Genomic DNA, 14,191 nt, shown 5'->3' on the forward strand with positions numbered 1-14,191 from the left:
TCAACACTATAAGAAATTGATTTATCTTTGAATATAAAAATAATTTCGTATAATTGCTTGTATGTTAATTATTAGAAATAAGAAACATAACTACCCATTAAACTTCCATACACTGGTCAAAAAATTTTGAGCAGAATCCCATGGCGTTTTATGCAGATCTTTTTGAAAATGCACCAAAGTAAAATCAGACCCGAGTCTCGTTTGTAATTGCTCAATACGATATCTTTTGACTGGCAAACCACTGCATTGTGTTGGACCATCCTCAGCAAAAATGGACATAACTAAATATCCACCCTTCTTCAATGCACCTTTTAAGTTTGCTAGATAGTGCTCTTGTTGCTCATCAGTGACCATAAAATGAAATACTGCTCGATCATGCCATAAGTCAAAGCACTGTTTTGGCAATGAAATAGCACAGATATCTCCAACCAACCAATGAATATTTGCTTTTGTTAAGCCTTTATCAACTAACCTTGATTGAGTCTTTTCAAGTGCTGTTTCAGATAGATCCAATACATACAAGTTGGCATATCCAGATTCAACAAGTTGGTCAATTAACATCGATGCACCACTGCCAACATCAATAATTTGTTGATTGTGTTGGATGCTTAATCTTTTTAAAATATCTAAAAATTGATCATCTCTAGCCTGATACCAGCTGACCTGATCCACTTCTTTTGTTTGATAAACATTTTCCCAATGGTTTTGACTCATACTTAATCACGACCTACACCTTCTTCATGCTCTCTAGATTAGCAGCGTTTCAAGTTAATCAGAGTATGTATTTTTCTACGCCATTTAACCTACTCGCAATTATACGAAATTCCCATAGTATCCAAATATAAATCAATACTTTAATTAAAAAGATTAGCCATTAGAAAAGTTTACCTATCTTTCTTTTAAACATCTTTGAAACTTTTAACGAATAAAATAGAACAAAAAACACTCTAAAACTTAATAAATCCAGTTAAATCAATGCTTAACACCCCAAATTTTATCCGCAATTTCTGTGGATAACCCTAGGGGTAAATATTTTACAGTGACGTAATCCAAAGCTTACAACAATTCAGGTTTATAACGGCTACACCTCTATCTCAAATATTTATAGGATTAATCTCATAGAGAACAGGATGTTCCAAAACATAAAACAACAATCATAAGTTCAGCATCAGGACGTGAGGTACGACAGGAGTTATACCTAATTAAGTAATACGAAAAAGCCCGACAGGATGTCGGGCTTTTTTACTTTTCTAAACAAAAATTGGTTTTTTATATTCCTGATGTATCAGCAGGATTCGACAATTCAGTCATTGGCCAACGCGGTGTTGTGGTAACTGACAATCCATCATGCTGCCCAGCCTTCAAACGTTGGTAGCCTGCAAAAGCAATCATGGCACCGTTGTCCGTACATAAAGCGGGTTCTGCATAATACACTTGCCCACGAATCTTAGTTAAGTCGGCTTCTAAACGCTCACGTAAGCGTTTATTCGCACTTACACCACCTGCAATCACTAAACGCTTTAAACCTGTCTGTTTCATTGCTTTTACAGATTTCTTCACCAAAGTATCAACCAGCGCCTCTTGGAATGACGCAGCAATATCGGCTTCGCGCCCTTCGCCTTGCACTTTTTTTAACTGAACAGAAACAGCTGTTTTTAGACCACTAAAAGAGAAATCTAAACCTTGATGTAACATTGGACGCGGGAATTCAAACGCAGTGCTGTCGCCTTGCTCAGCCAATTTAGAAATATTTGGACCGCCTGGATAAGGCAAACTCATCATTTTCGCCACTTTATCAAAAGCTTCACCCGCAGCATCATCAATTGACTCACCGAGTAATTCATATTGCCCAATACCGTAGGCTGCCATTAATTGGGTGTGCCCACCCGAAACCAGTAAGGCCACAAATGGAAATTCAGGCGGAGTTGCAGACAACAATGGTGCCAGCATATGTCCTTCCATATGATGCACGCCAATTGCAGGCTTATTCAAAGCAAAGGCCAAAGTTCGTCCAAATAACGCACCTGTCATTAATGCCCCCATTAAACCCGGTCCACGAGTATAGGCAATCGCATCAATTTCAGATTTTTTTACGCCACTGTCTAACAACAGTTGATCTAACAAAGGAATAAGTTTACGCACATGGTCGCGTGAAGCCAATTCTGGAACAACTCCGCCATATTCTGCATGCAGCTTAATCTGACTATACAAAACCTGCCCGCGTAAGCCGTTTTCACTGTCATACAGTGCCAAACCTGTTTCGTCACACGATGTTTCTAAGCCTAAAACGATCATTAAACTGCCTACAACCTATATCAAATCTAAAGCGAAACCTATTATAGACTTGTGATATGAGATGTAAATGAGTAAAATACTGACCTTCACTTGTGATCAAGGCAATCATGCCGAGATCTTATCCATAACTTAATGAGGATTCTTCATGCCACAAGTTAAATTGAAAGAAGGCGAACCAGTAGACGTAGCTATCCGTCGTTTCAAACGTTCATGCGAAAAAGCGGGTGTTTTAGCTGACGTACGTAAGCGCGAGTTCTACGAAAAACCAACTCAAGAACGTAAGCGTAAAAAAGCTGCTGCTGTTAAGCGTTACCAAAAGAAATTGGCGCGCGAATCAGTTCGTACTACACGCCTTTACTAAGATTTATTTGTGATTGATTGACGACTTGGAAAAATAAATGACTACTTTAAAAAACCAAATAACTGAAGTTTTAAAAGCAACAATGCGTGCTAAAGAAATGGATAAGTTAACGGTCATTCGTAGTCTACAAGCCGCAATCAAGCAAATCGAAGTCGATGAGCGCAAAGAGCTTGACGATGCTCAAACTCTTGCGGTCATTGAAAAGCAAATCAAACAACGTAAAGAATCGGTTAAAGCCTTTGAAGGCGCTGGCCGTGATGATTTAGCTAGTAAAGAACAAGCCGAAATTGAAATTTTATCTCAATTTCTACCAGAAGCTATGACTGAGGAAGAGCTTGATTCTATCATTGAGCAAACTATTGCTGCTCAAGAAGCTACTAGCATGAAAGATATGGGTAAGGTGATGAACTCTCTGCGTCCGCTCATAGCCGGGCGCGCCGATCCTGCTCAAGTTTCTGCTAAAATTAAAGCAAAACTCGCATAATCTTTCCTAAAATTCCCTTCTTTATCGTTGAACTGCCTTAATAATCAATAAGACAGTTCTTAGATAACAGCTTTTAAGTCAAGTTACACTGCACATTATATTTCTTCAAAATCATCATTTCTTTTGATGACATGACTTGTTGAATGACATCCTGTTTGTTGAGATTTCGATACTGAGCATCTAGCGAACTTCTATTTTTATCCGCTGCTGTATAAAGCTGATTGACATAACGCCCCACTATGCTGCAATAACGCACCTGCTGGTCTGCCGTAAAACTGGTCTGCTGCGGACTCAATTGACCAAAAAATTGACGCATATCCGCCTTGTAGGTCTGATTAATCTTATCCACCGCAATCACATAGTCTTCAACACTAGCAACTGCCGAACCAGAGCACAGAACAAGTGAAACTGCCGCCCAAAATCGTATTTTATTTTTCATGCGAACCATTAAAAATCAAAAAAAATGATTAAATGCCATCATACCGTTCTCAGTATTGCAAAACTAGCGTTGTTTATTTAATTTGAATAAAATCAGGCTTATATTGCTTATATGCTTCTTCAGTTGGTGCTGGTATCTTGCCCAAGGTTACCGTACCTAAGCGTAGTCGAATTACATCTGGCAGGTCTACTCGATATGAAAAAATAGGACTTCCACATTCCTGACAAAATACCCGTGCTTTATTTGGACTATGAAAATATTCCTTCAGCACCTTGACCCCGCGCACAATTTCAAACAAAGACTTCTGCAATGGACTATTCCAACCCGCAAAACCGCCTTGCGCTCTCTGACAATGCAGACAATAACATAAAATCGATTTTTCAATTTCTCCATGATAGCGATAGCTCACCGTACCGCATAAACACTGCCCCTCAATCATTTTTTACTCCTTTATTCTTATCTATTATTGGTATTATTTTATTCACAGCATTAGATTTTATACTGACGCTCTTTTTGCATTTGATCAATACGTTGTTTTAATTTCTCAGACATCGCCATATTGTCTTTGGCCAACCGCTGAGCGTGTAACAACGATTTGATTGCTCCCTCTTCTGAACCACTCCAATACTCAACCTCAGCACGATAACGCAATACATTGACTGCTCTAAGTGGAGAGTCCAGATCTGCATTTGCGGCCTGCTGCAGCAAATACCAACCCGTGATATCTCTAGGATTTTGCTTCACAAAATTTTGCACCAATGTCGTCGCTTGTGCAGCTTGCTTTTGCCGAATCAATACTTCTGCCAACTTATACGCCAATGCTCGGTTTTCAGGCATAATTCGTGCAGGTGAAGCAATGGTCTGATACGCATCATCCAACTTATTTTGCCCCAAATAAATATCTGTTTGAATTAAAGTCTGCAAATTATGTAACTTTTTTTGTTTCTTCAATTGCTCAAGCTGAGTTTGTGCAGCTGCAAAATCTCCCTGTTGTGCATAAAAAGCCGCTAAAGCCAACTGTCCTGCATAATCGCCTTGCTTGGTTAAGGTCTGCAATTGAAGCTCGGTAGCCTGATTCGTGACCACTAGGGTATACCATTTCAAAACTTCAAAATTTTCATCGCGCATCTCACTTTTAACTTGCGGAAGCTGATTTGCACGTAATCGCGCTTCGCTCATACGCTCTGTGGTCAGTGGATGTGTTAACCAAAAATCCGGTAAAAAACTGACTCGGCTGGTGGCACGGTGCATAACTTCAAAAAAATCAGCCATGCTTTGCGGATTATAGCCAGCAGTATACATATATTGCATCCCGATACGGTCGGCTTCTCGTTCCTGATTGCGACTATAGGTTAACTGGTTATCCAGTAAAGCTGCTTGAGAGCCCATTATTACCGCAGCACCTGCATTACCATCGGCCTGTGAAGCCACCAATGCACCAACCAGAATTCCAGCCAATGCCAGCAAGCCTTGCCCCTTAAAGGCCTCTTGCGAACGACTGTAATGTCGCTGTGTCACATGGGCAATCTCGTGTGCCATCACCCCCGCAATTTCATCCATATTGCGGGCAGAGGTAATCAGACCTGTATTTAAGGCAAATAATCCGCCAGGCACAGCAAACGCATTAATTTGCGCATCATTAATCAAGACCATCCCTATAGGCTGTCCCAATTGCGTCTGACTTAAAATATTTGAAAAGACACCAAATAGCTGATCTTCCAACCAAGGATTATGCGCAACAGGCATTTGCCGCTGCACTTCCCGATACACTTTCTCGCCAATCATTTTTTCATTTTGGCGATCAATCAAACCGATACCACTTCCGATTTCAGGAACATTAAACTGAGGAGATGATGAAAAATGTGTAACCTCCGCCCATGCTACATGGGAAAGTACACACAAACTACCTACAAGCAAAAACCGTTTCAATGTTAAGTCTCAAAATCATCCGCGATCTGCATAAACTATAACATTGAAACTCAGTCTCATTTGCAATGATGTGTTATCAATATTTTAAAATTCTGGATTCACCAGATAGCGCGGCTGTTTACCTTGCAAAGCATCGACCAAATTACGATAAGCCAGTTCTGCCATTTTTTTACGTGTTTCTGCCGTGGCTGAGCCTACATGAGGTAAAGTTACCACGTTGTCTAAAGTAAACAATTCAGAATGTTGCAGCGGTTCCTTTTCATAAACATCCAGACCTGCCGCAAAAATTTTTCGCTCCTTAAGAGCCTGAATCAATGCTTGCTCATCAATCACTGAACCACGGGCAATATTCACCAATACCGCATGCGACTGCATAAGCTCCAATTGAGCCGAAGAAATCAATGCTTTAGAGTCTGCATTTAAATCCACCGCAACCACCACAAAGTCTGATTGCTGTAACAACTGCTCCAATGAGCAATATTGTGCATTCAACGGCTGCGCAAGCTCTAATTTTTCTCGGCGACTATGGTACAGAATATTCATATTGAAACCATACAAGCCACGACGGGCAATTGCAGCACCAATATTACCGAGACCAATAACCCCTAAGGTTTTCCCATAAATATCTTGACCAAACTGCGCCTGTGAAACGGTGCGTTTCCACTCTCCCTTTTTAGTCCATTGGTCCAAATAAGGCACTTTACGCGCAGCGCTCATTAATAAAGTAAAAGCGAGGTCCGCAGTCGTTTCCGTCAACACATGCGGCGTATGACTTAACCAGATATTTTTTTGGTTTAAATAAGCTACATCGTAGTTGTCATAACCTACACTTACACTGGAAATAATTTTAATTTGTTGCGCTGTGGCAAGGTTCGATTCATTTAACAATCTCCCCGCCCCAATCATGCCATCAGCATCCTGCACCTGTTGTTGAATTTGCTGATTAACATCCCCTTGTTTCGGATCAATCACCACAACCTGAAACTGTGCTTGTAAGCGTGTAAGAATTTCAGGATCAATTTGACTAAAAACAACAACTTTCTTATTCATCAGGCATCCGTGTATTTAATGATTTTTGCATAAACTGCCACAACCGTTTTTTTAAGATCGGTTGATCCAACATCTCTTGTAAGCCAGCCAAACGATGCACATCTGCCTGCTGTAAATATGGAACCGCTCCCAAAGCAATCAGATCTTTGTCCACACTGATTGCATCAACAAAACCTTGCACATAACAGCTAGCACCCCGCCCATCTTGCATTTCTGCAAGTGGAAATGGCCACTTAAGCTCTGCATATTCAGCAGGAATGGCCTGTTGAATATTCAACCAAAGCTCGGCTTGCGCTTCCGTGAGTGAACTTGTATCCAACAGAATGGTACAACTGGTTAAACTGATTGCCTGAATGGCAAAGGCAGCAATTTGGATTGCAGGTTCAGGTTGTAACTCGGGAGGCTGTGGCGCTATTAACTGTTCATCTCTATTCTGTTCTGGCTCAACTTCAATAAACTGTGTGAGTTCAACTGCAATATCCTGCTTCTGCGGGGTCACCAACTCAGGAGAAGCAAGCACAGTTTGCGGCAATTCAAGTAAAGGCTCAGGTAATGCCTGATCACGCCACAATGTAGATGACGGTGATTGTTGCAGACGAGCAGCATGCTGAGGAATCCAAATATCAATTCCCATCGTTGCCAATATATCGCGCTGGTGCCCCATCATCTGTACATTCAACATCTCAATCTTTGACGCTATTTTAACGACATTTGCACGAATTTGCTGTGCTTTATTACAACACTCATTTATACCTATGCAGCCTAGAGCTATTGATAAATTACATAATCATTAAACTATTCTTTTTCTGCATTTGCTCTACAATTTCAGAGGTTTCGAAACCAAACCGCCAGTACAACAACTCCAAGACATCCAGCTCATCTTGGGTAATGATACGATCATTCCATAAGCACAACTCAGCAATCCCCAAGATAATTAGACGGTCTCGCAATAGCAATCCAGAAATATCATGAACAATTTCCGCCAAATCAATTGGCTCATCTGAAATTTCTTCATAAATTTCCAGTTCTTCAGGCGTTAAAATACGCTTCAGAATTTTTTCTCGCACGTCTAACTGATTATCACTGTTAATTTGTTGTACATGCAGCAAAGCATCGATCAGCCGGACAATTTGCGGCTTGACCTCATCTAATGCCGTAGGGGTATGCACTGGCAATAAATTGAGTTCTAATTTAACGCGTTCCAAAAGCAGCGCATCGAGTAATCCAATTTCACCATCTTCCTGAATAATTCGTGCCAGTTTAGTCACAAATTGGCGCGCAATAGTTGCAGGCATTCCCCCAATATTGGCGCAGGCTTCATGAAAAATGGATAAATGCACTCGCCCATCTAAATGCAACAAAGCATCAATAATCGCGCGACTGACTTCGGCTTCCGCAGGAATAAATTCACGATACTGGCGAATCATTAAAATCGCCACCATAACCTCTCTAGAGCCCGTCGCTGTTTGTAGAGCACGCTCTATCAACTCAGGGCGTTGCATATTGCTGCGCACATCTGGGTTTAAGGGTTTAATCGCATCTTTAATCGCAAAACTAATTGGCGATAAGCGCAATAGTGGCAGCGGCTGTGGTGAACTCCATGGGGTATGGTATTCCGCATTAGTTTCTTCCAAAGAACGAAACAAGCTAAATAGTGGCTGATTACGTAAACGCTTAAGATTCTCCAGCTGTAAATCTTGCACCAAACCTGAATTTAACTCATAAATGCGTTGCTCAATACTCGGATGAATATTCATCCAGCTTTGTGGGCTTAAGGAGTTAGCAAAGCACATGTGTGAAATCGATTCTGAGTATTCACTATGAATTTGTGAACCAGCATGATGCACATAAATCCTCAATAGGGTTTGAATATTGGCATCATTCTGAATGAGACGTTTGGTTCTTAAATCATTTTTAAAGGTTCGGCTTCCCAAGGTGAGGTATTTAATGAAACGCGTCATTAACACCCCTAGACTACCCACCAACCAAACAACACCCCCCAAGGCCACCAAAATGGTTTCAAATTTTTGCGGCTGATCATATCCGTGCCGGCTAAAACCCAGTTTAGCCACCTTACTTCCCCACTGGCTAAACGTGGTCAAACCACTATATAAAATTTTCAGGCGAGTATTGTCTGCCGTTTCTCCAGAAAGGATTTGATTAAATTCATGACTAAGCAGCCCATACAATTCAAACTCATCTAAATTCTGTAAAGCACCCCACGTTAAAATAATCGCAATATCTCGCGGCAAAAAACCAGCGGTCAAGGCATTCACGCCAACTTCATCAGGTAAAACATAGACTGCGGGTGTATCAATTAAAAACCGTTCTGAAAGTTGTTCCGTAATTTTGAGTGCAACAAATTCTTCAGGGGTACTTTCAATTAGACTTAAACGTCTCGCACGCAATTGCTTGGCGAGCGAATGCCCACCAGAACGAAATACATAAAATTCATATAAAATTGATGAGCCAATGATCAGCAGCAACAACCCAATCACATAAGGACTCAGCTGATGCCAGACGATAGATTGCGTTTGATCAAAATAATAGACCAATAAACCAAGTACGGTATTAAGAATAAACATGGTCAATAGGACAGCCAAAGCACAAATACTGGCAGACCACAGCATATTTTTATTTTTGATCAAAAAGCCACCCATTTCTGTCAATGTAAAGTTCCTTCATTACATTGTAATTCAGCCACATCATAAATGAAAAAGGCGGGTAATACCCACCTTTTTCACGCAGAATAATTGAAAATTATTGCTCGGTCACACCGGTTAAATCTACCGATGCCGCATCGATATTTACATCAATATAACCATCTTTAGATTTTTTCGCTGAGTCATTGCGCTTCTGTTCCAATTCATCCAGATACGCAGCATCAATTCCACCAGCCACGTAAACACCATCAAATACAGAACAGTCAAATTCTTGTAAATGCGGGACTTTGCTGGTACGAATAGCCGCTTTTAGGTCTTCCAAGTCTTGGAAAATTAAGCGATCAGCTTCAATAATTTCACGAATTTCTTCAACACTGCGTTCAGAAGCAATCAGCTCTTTTTTCGCAGGCATATCAATACCGTAAACGTTTGGATATTTCACCATTGGCGCTGCCGAAGCGAAGAATACTTTTTTCGCACCTGCATCACGTGCCATTTGAATGATTTCATTACACGTCGTACCACGTACAATCGAGTCATCTACCAGCAAAACATTTTTGCCTTTAAACTCAAGCTCTACAGGGTTGAGTTTTTGACGAACCGATTTTTTGCGTTGCTGTTGACCTGGCATAATGAAGGTACGACCGATATAACGGTTTTTCATAAATCCTTCACGGAATTTTACACCCAAGGTATTTGCCAATTCTAAAGCTGAAGTGCGTGATGTATCTGGAATTGGAATCACCACATCAATATCATGCTCCTCACCCCATTCGCTCAGAATTTTGTGCGCTAACTTCTCACCCATTTTCAAACGCGCTTTATAGACAGAAATACCGTCAATCGTTGCATCTGGGCGGGCAAAATACACATATTCAAAAATACATGGACGATATTCTGGGTTTTTAGCACATTGCTGTGTGAACATTTCCCCATTGGCATTAATAAAAATTGCTTCACCTGGCGCAATATCACGCTCAACTTTAAAGCCAAGTGCAGTAATCGCAACGGACTCCGAAGCAATAATATATTCTTTCTCACCGGTTTCAATTTCACGCGAACCATAAATCAGTGGACGAATACCATTTGGATCACGGAAGCCCACAAGCCCCTGACCCGTAATCATCGCTACAACACCATAAGCACCTTTACAACGCTCATGTACACGTGAAACTACATGGAAAATATCTTCTGGAGTTGGCTCTAATTTGCTACGTTTTTGCAACTCATGTGCAAACGCATTCAATAACACTTCAGAGTCAGAATCGGTATTCATGTGACGTAAATCTGTTTTAAACAAATCATCATGAATTTCTTCAGCATTGGTTAAGTTACCATTGTGTGCCAAAGTAATACCGTAAGGTGAGTTTACATAAAAAGGTTGAGCCTCAGCACTGCTCGATGAGCCTGCTGTAGGATAACGCACATGACCAATACCGTAATTACCTAGTAATGCACGCATGTGACGGGTATGAAATACATCACGTACCATGCCATTGTCTTTGCGAAGAAATAAACGTCCTTCGTGGCAAGTTACGATCCCAGCTGCATCTTGTCCACGATGTTGTAACATCGTTAATGCATCAAACAACATTTGGTTAACGGGTGATTTACCAGCTATACCAACAACTCCACACATAGCAACCTCGCAGACAAGCTAGGATTAATAAAAAGGATTATTTGTTGAGTTGCCTGAACGCGAATGATCTTTTTGCGTTGGTTCAGACAAGGAGTGGGAAGATTGCTGAGCACCTTCCGACTGAATATGTTCAAGCGCTTCGTGCGCTGCATCTTTTGACATTTGGGCAGCCCATGGCGCATAAGGCAATAATGATTGCACCACTTTAGATTGTTTCCAATGCGGAGAACTTTCTACCCATGGACTCAGGCCCTGCATGGTAATTAGAACCACCAACAACCCCTTCAGCGTACCAAATGCACCACCCGCAAGGCGGTTCAAAGGTCCCAACTTCAAGCTGCTGAGCAAACCATTTAATAGTGCCGTAGCCAACCACGTCAGTACAATAATGACCAATACAATAAAGGCAAATGCTGCTATTTTCTGAACCACTGGATCTTGACTGAGCACACTCATTGAGGGAGCAATGATAGCGGCATATTTAGCACCAACAATGAGTGCAAAAATCCAACCCACCAAGTTCGCAAAGGCTTTAACAAATCCTTGTCGCAAACCGTTTAGCCCTCCAATGAGCAAAATGATCAGTATGAAGATATCAATGGTATTCATTTTGCAAGCATAGCATCAACACAATCTTTAATCAGCTTTGGTCCTGTATATATGAGGCCACTATACACTTGTACAAGTGTTGCCCCTGCATTTTGCTTAATCAGTGCTTGTTCACCAGCTAGAATCCCGCCTACCCCGATTAATGGGACTTGACCATTCAAGGCTTGCGCAAAAGCCGACAAACAAGCTGTGCTCTTTTCAAATACTGGTGCACCAGAAAGACCACCTGCTTCATCACCTTGAGGTAGATTTTCTACACCTTCACGGGATAGCGTCGTATTGGTGACAATCAAACCATCAATTTTGTTTGCAATCAGTTGCTGTGAAATAAAAGTAATATCTTCTGGAGTTAAATCTGGCGCAACTTTCAAGACCAAAGGCACATAATGCTGATGCTCATCCGCCAATTCAAGCTGACGTTTCTTTAACGTCACCAACAATTCGGTCAGCGCATCACCGCTTTGCAAGCTGCGTAGGTTTTTGGTATTTGGAGATGAAATATTAACGGTGACATATGAAGCGTAGTTATAGACTTTTTCCAAGCAGATTAAATAATCATCTACTGCTTTTTCTACAGGGGTATCGGCATTTTTACCAATATTAATCCCTAATACGCCTTTAAATTTGGAAGCTTTGACATTTTCAATCAGCTTGTCCACACCATCGTTATTAAAACCCATACGGTTAATAATCGCTTGTGCTTGCGGCAAACGGAAAAGACGTGGTTTTGGATTACCTGCTTGAGGACGCGGTGTAATGGTACCAATTTCGATAAACCCAAAACCTAGACTAGCCAAGGCATCGATATAAGCACCATTTTTATCTAAGCCAGCAGCCAAACCTACAGGATTTGGGAATTCAATCCCCATGCAGGTCACAGGTTTTGCCGCAACACTTTGTCGCATCAAACCCATCGCATGAGCTGATTTTAGCAAGGATAATGTGAGCTCATGTGCACGCTCTGGTGCTAAAGAAAACAACAAAGGGCGGGCTAGAGAATACAACATATCTAGAAAAGTCTACTGCTTTTTAAGTCGGTACATTATAGGCATAGCCCACTCAAAACACCATGCTTGGCAACTGTTTATTTTGACCTATTATTGTACTGTCGCTGTTAATTTAATCTGCCCTGCGGTTGACTGAAGTTCCATTTTTTCAATGCTTAAACCTATCTGCGCCAATTGAGTCAGGAAATTGGCCAAAACAGAATAGTTCGCATGAGTTACAACAACTTGAATTTGCTCACCCATTTGCTGTGATGCGACACCCAAGCCTTGCTGCTGGGCAACACGTTGCACTTTTTCCGCAGCACTAAGCTGCACATCACCCGCAGGTTTCATGGTGACCGCATTGCTTTGCATCCATACCACCAAATCCTTCAGCTCGCTGACACGTTGCTGTTGATACTCAGCAGCCTTATGCATATACCATAAGGCCGAGCCAAGCGCGGCAAATAACACAAAAATGATGGTAAAAATGACCATGACACGCTCACGAACAGACAAGCGCTCTAAGTATTGGGCAAATTGCTCATAAGCCGAATCGAATGAGTTGCTCACTTTTTCTAATACTTTCATTATTGTATTTTCACCGATCCAATCACACCCGTACCATTCGGCTGAATATTTCCAAGTTCAACCTTAAAACCCTGTTGACTCAGTTGCTGGGTTAAATTTTGCAATATTGCAGATGAACTGGCCTTTAAATCCAGATTTAATCCTGCTGCATCAGAATAGACACGATCCGCAATAATCTTGTTTTGCATTAAAATCGGACCGACCCGACTTAACAACTGCAAGCTGTTATTCTGCCCGATTTGATTGCTTCGCATTTGAAATTCAAACTGGCTTTTCAAGGTTTGTTCAGTTACAGGATAATTTTGCCCAAACCAGTATTTAAATTGAGTAACGGCTTGCTGCGCAGTTTCATCTGCGACCTTTTTGTTTTTATACCAACGACTAGCATCATAGCCAAACTGCACCACCAATAGAGCCAATGCCACCACTCCACAGGCTTTCCAATACCCCGAAAGGTTCGATTCCGACTTAAGCTTAGGCAGAACATTAAAAGGATGCTGCTTTGGTTTTTTTAACGGTGTAAAAACATAGTCAAAATGACTGATCTGATCTTGAGTTACACGCGCCTCTAAAGCTTCATGCTGCCTATCATTTAGATGCGCTATATGGTAGTGGCGATTGGCATTCTGATAATCCAAATACAAAGATAAATCATCGACTGAGCAACCCAAATACTCATTTTCACGGACTAGTAAACGCCCATGCAAATTTAAAAGCACTGTTTGATCAGGTTGTTCTGGTTGAGGCACTGCATAAAAATCTGGAATAAGTACAGCTATTTTCACCGGCAATAATGCCAGCGAATGCTGTAGATTTTCGACCAAATACTGTGAAACTCCAAGTAACGTTAATTGATCTGGATTTTGAAACTGATGCAATACCTTCATACTATCAATTGGAAAAACAATATATTCCTCCAAAAGATATTTAATCCCCTCTTGCCCCAATTGCTTGTACTGCACTTTATTGAGGCTATGTTGCAGCATCTGTATATGCCGACTCGGAAAGAACACGGTTGCTTCTTGAGCGGCAAACGGTTTTAAGTCTTGAATCAATTGCTCCAAACTTAATGCCGAGTGCCAAGTTTCCCCTGCTGACCACTGCCATGCGTCATTGGCTTCTGGCATCCATATATACAACATTTA

The 14,191-nt window shown here is 41.2% G+C and carries 15 protein-coding genes; 2 read left to right on the forward strand and 13 right to left on the reverse strand.

The features are described from left to right. Positions 1–90: 90 nt before the first annotated feature. Together AC6CHI_RS13410 and tsaD are read right to left on the reverse strand one after the other, a co-directional pair. Positions 91–714 (reverse strand): class I SAM-dependent methyltransferase, encoded by a 624-nt coding sequence (locus tag AC6CHI_RS13410; RefSeq protein ID WP_498121843.1) that lies wholly within the window; start codon positions 712–714, stop codon positions 91–93. A 555-nt stretch (positions 715–1,269) separates the two neighbouring features. Beyond that, complete coding sequence (gene tsaD / locus AC6CHI_RS13415) at positions 1,270–2,295, reverse strand: tRNA (adenosine(37)-N6)-threonylcarbamoyltransferase complex transferase subunit TsaD (protein ID WP_498121845.1); 1,026 nt, start codon at positions 2,293–2,295, stop codon at positions 1,270–1,272. A gap of 145 nt (positions 2,296–2,440) precedes the next feature. Here tsaD and rpsU point away from each other — a divergent pair, with 145 nt between their 5' ends. After that, positions 2,441–2,656 (forward strand): 30S ribosomal protein S21, encoded by a 216-nt coding sequence (gene rpsU, locus AC6CHI_RS13420; protein ID WP_001136722.1) that lies wholly within the window; start codon positions 2,441–2,443, stop codon positions 2,654–2,656. Between the two features lie 37 nt (positions 2,657–2,693). Next, entirely contained in the window at positions 2,694–3,140 is a 447-nt protein-coding gene (locus AC6CHI_RS13425; RefSeq protein WP_458892288.1) for a GatB/YqeY domain-containing protein, read from the forward strand. Positions 3,141–3,213: 73 nt separating this feature from the next. Here the strand turns inward: AC6CHI_RS13425 and AC6CHI_RS13430 are convergent, their stop codons facing one another. The 11 genes from AC6CHI_RS13430 to gspL all read right to left on the reverse strand — a co-directional run bounded on the left by AC6CHI_RS13430 (position 3,214) and on the right by gspL (position 14,188). After that, entirely contained in the window at positions 3,214–3,579 is a 366-nt protein-coding gene (locus tag AC6CHI_RS13430; RefSeq protein ID WP_458892287.1) for a hypothetical protein, read from the reverse strand. Positions 3,580–3,652: 73 nt separating this feature from the next. Further along, positions 3,653–4,018 (reverse strand): GFA family protein, encoded by a 366-nt coding sequence (locus AC6CHI_RS13435; RefSeq protein WP_498121847.1) that lies wholly within the window; start codon positions 4,016–4,018, stop codon positions 3,653–3,655. Positions 4,019–4,068: 50 nt separating this feature from the next. Next, positions 4,069–5,508, reverse strand: a complete 1,440-nt coding sequence (locus tag AC6CHI_RS13440) for a M48 family metalloprotease (RefSeq protein ID WP_498121849.1) — start codon at positions 5,506–5,508, stop codon at positions 4,069–4,071. Positions 5,509–5,592: 84 nt separating this feature from the next. Further along, positions 5,593–6,558 carry a 2-hydroxyacid dehydrogenase gene (locus AC6CHI_RS13445; protein ID WP_498121851.1) on the reverse strand — a complete coding sequence of 322 codons (966 nt, stop codon included), beginning with the start codon at positions 6,556–6,558 and terminating at the stop codon, positions 5,593–5,595. Continuing rightward, complete coding sequence (locus AC6CHI_RS13450; protein WP_498121853.1) at positions 6,551–7,240, reverse strand: hypothetical protein; 690 nt, start codon at positions 7,238–7,240, stop codon at positions 6,551–6,553. The genes AC6CHI_RS13445 and AC6CHI_RS13450 overlap by 8 nt, the downstream gene beginning before the upstream one ends. Positions 7,241–7,337: 97 nt before the next feature. Continuing rightward, positions 7,338–9,218, reverse strand: a complete 1,881-nt coding sequence (locus tag AC6CHI_RS13455; protein WP_498121894.1) for a M48 family metalloprotease — start codon at positions 9,216–9,218, stop codon at positions 7,338–7,340. Positions 9,219–9,318: 100 nt separating this feature from the next. After that, positions 9,319–10,860 carry an amidophosphoribosyltransferase gene (purF, locus tag AC6CHI_RS13460; protein WP_458892283.1) on the reverse strand — a complete coding sequence of 514 codons (1,542 nt, stop codon included), beginning with the start codon at positions 10,858–10,860 and terminating at the stop codon, positions 9,319–9,321. Between the two features lie 24 nt (positions 10,861–10,884). Next, positions 10,885–11,469 (reverse strand): CvpA family protein, encoded by a 585-nt coding sequence (locus AC6CHI_RS13465; protein WP_498121855.1) that lies wholly within the window; start codon positions 11,467–11,469, stop codon positions 10,885–10,887. Beyond that, complete coding sequence (locus AC6CHI_RS13470) at positions 11,466–12,476, reverse strand: quinone-dependent dihydroorotate dehydrogenase (RefSeq protein WP_498121856.1); 1,011 nt, start codon at positions 12,474–12,476, stop codon at positions 11,466–11,468. Before AC6CHI_RS13470 ends, AC6CHI_RS13465 begins: the two co-directional genes overlap by 4 nt. A 90-nt stretch (positions 12,477–12,566) precedes the next feature. Further along, positions 12,567–13,046, reverse strand: coding sequence for a type II secretion system protein M (locus AC6CHI_RS13475; RefSeq protein ID WP_498121857.1), 480 nt, complete (start codon positions 13,044–13,046; stop codon positions 12,567–12,569). Further along, entirely contained in the window at positions 13,046–14,188 is a 1,143-nt protein-coding gene (gene gspL / locus AC6CHI_RS13480; RefSeq protein ID WP_498121858.1) for a type II secretion system protein GspL, read from the reverse strand. Before gspL ends, AC6CHI_RS13475 begins: the two co-directional genes overlap by 1 nt. Between the last annotated feature and the right edge of the window lie 3 nt (positions 14,189–14,191).

Source organism: Acinetobacter sp. GQ146 (assembly GCF_059758585.1).

What these genes read in the sequence shown, in the direction of transcription:
- gspL (WP_498121858.1), bottom strand. Translation starts at nt 14,188, where the DNA reads ATGTTGTATATATGGATGCCAGAAGCCAATGACGCATGGCAGTGGTCA.
- AC6CHI_RS13470 (WP_498121856.1), bottom strand. Translation starts at nt 12,476, where the DNA reads ATGTTGTATTCTCTAGCCCGCCCTTTGTTGTTTTCTTTAGCACCAGAG.
- AC6CHI_RS13410 (WP_498121843.1), bottom strand. Translation starts at nt 714, where the DNA reads ATGAGTCAAAACCATTGGGAAAATGTTTATCAAACAAAAGAAGTGGAT.
- AC6CHI_RS13450 (WP_498121853.1), bottom strand. Translation starts at nt 7,240, where the DNA reads ATGTTGAATGTACAGATGATGGGGCACCAGCGCGATATATTGGCAACG.
- AC6CHI_RS13425 (WP_458892288.1), top strand. Translation starts at nt 2,694, where the DNA reads ATGACTACTTTAAAAAACCAAATAACTGAAGTTTTAAAAGCAACAATG.
- rpsU (WP_001136722.1), top strand. Translation starts at nt 2,441, where the DNA reads ATGCCACAAGTTAAATTGAAAGAAGGCGAACCAGTAGACGTAGCTATC.
- AC6CHI_RS13475 (WP_498121857.1), bottom strand. Translation starts at nt 13,046, where the DNA reads ATGAAAGTATTAGAAAAAGTGAGCAACTCATTCGATTCGGCTTATGAG.
- AC6CHI_RS13430 (WP_458892287.1), bottom strand. Translation starts at nt 3,579, where the DNA reads ATGAAAAATAAAATACGATTTTGGGCGGCAGTTTCACTTGTTCTGTGC.
- purF (WP_458892283.1), bottom strand. Translation starts at nt 10,860, where the DNA reads ATGTGTGGAGTTGTTGGTATAGCTGGTAAATCACCCGTTAACCAAATG.
- AC6CHI_RS13445 (WP_498121851.1), bottom strand. Translation starts at nt 6,558, where the DNA reads ATGAATAAGAAAGTTGTTGTTTTTAGTCAAATTGATCCTGAAATTCTT.
- AC6CHI_RS13455 (WP_498121894.1), bottom strand. Translation starts at nt 9,218, where the DNA reads ATGGGTGGCTTTTTGATCAAAAATAAAAATATGCTGTGGTCTGCCAGT.
- tsaD (WP_498121845.1), bottom strand. Translation starts at nt 2,295, where the DNA reads ATGATCGTTTTAGGCTTAGAAACATCGTGTGACGAAACAGGTTTGGCA.
- AC6CHI_RS13435 (WP_498121847.1), bottom strand. Translation starts at nt 4,018, where the DNA reads ATGATTGAGGGGCAGTGTTTATGCGGTACGGTGAGCTATCGCTATCAT.
- AC6CHI_RS13465 (WP_498121855.1), bottom strand. Translation starts at nt 11,469, where the DNA reads ATGAATACCATTGATATCTTCATACTGATCATTTTGCTCATTGGAGGG.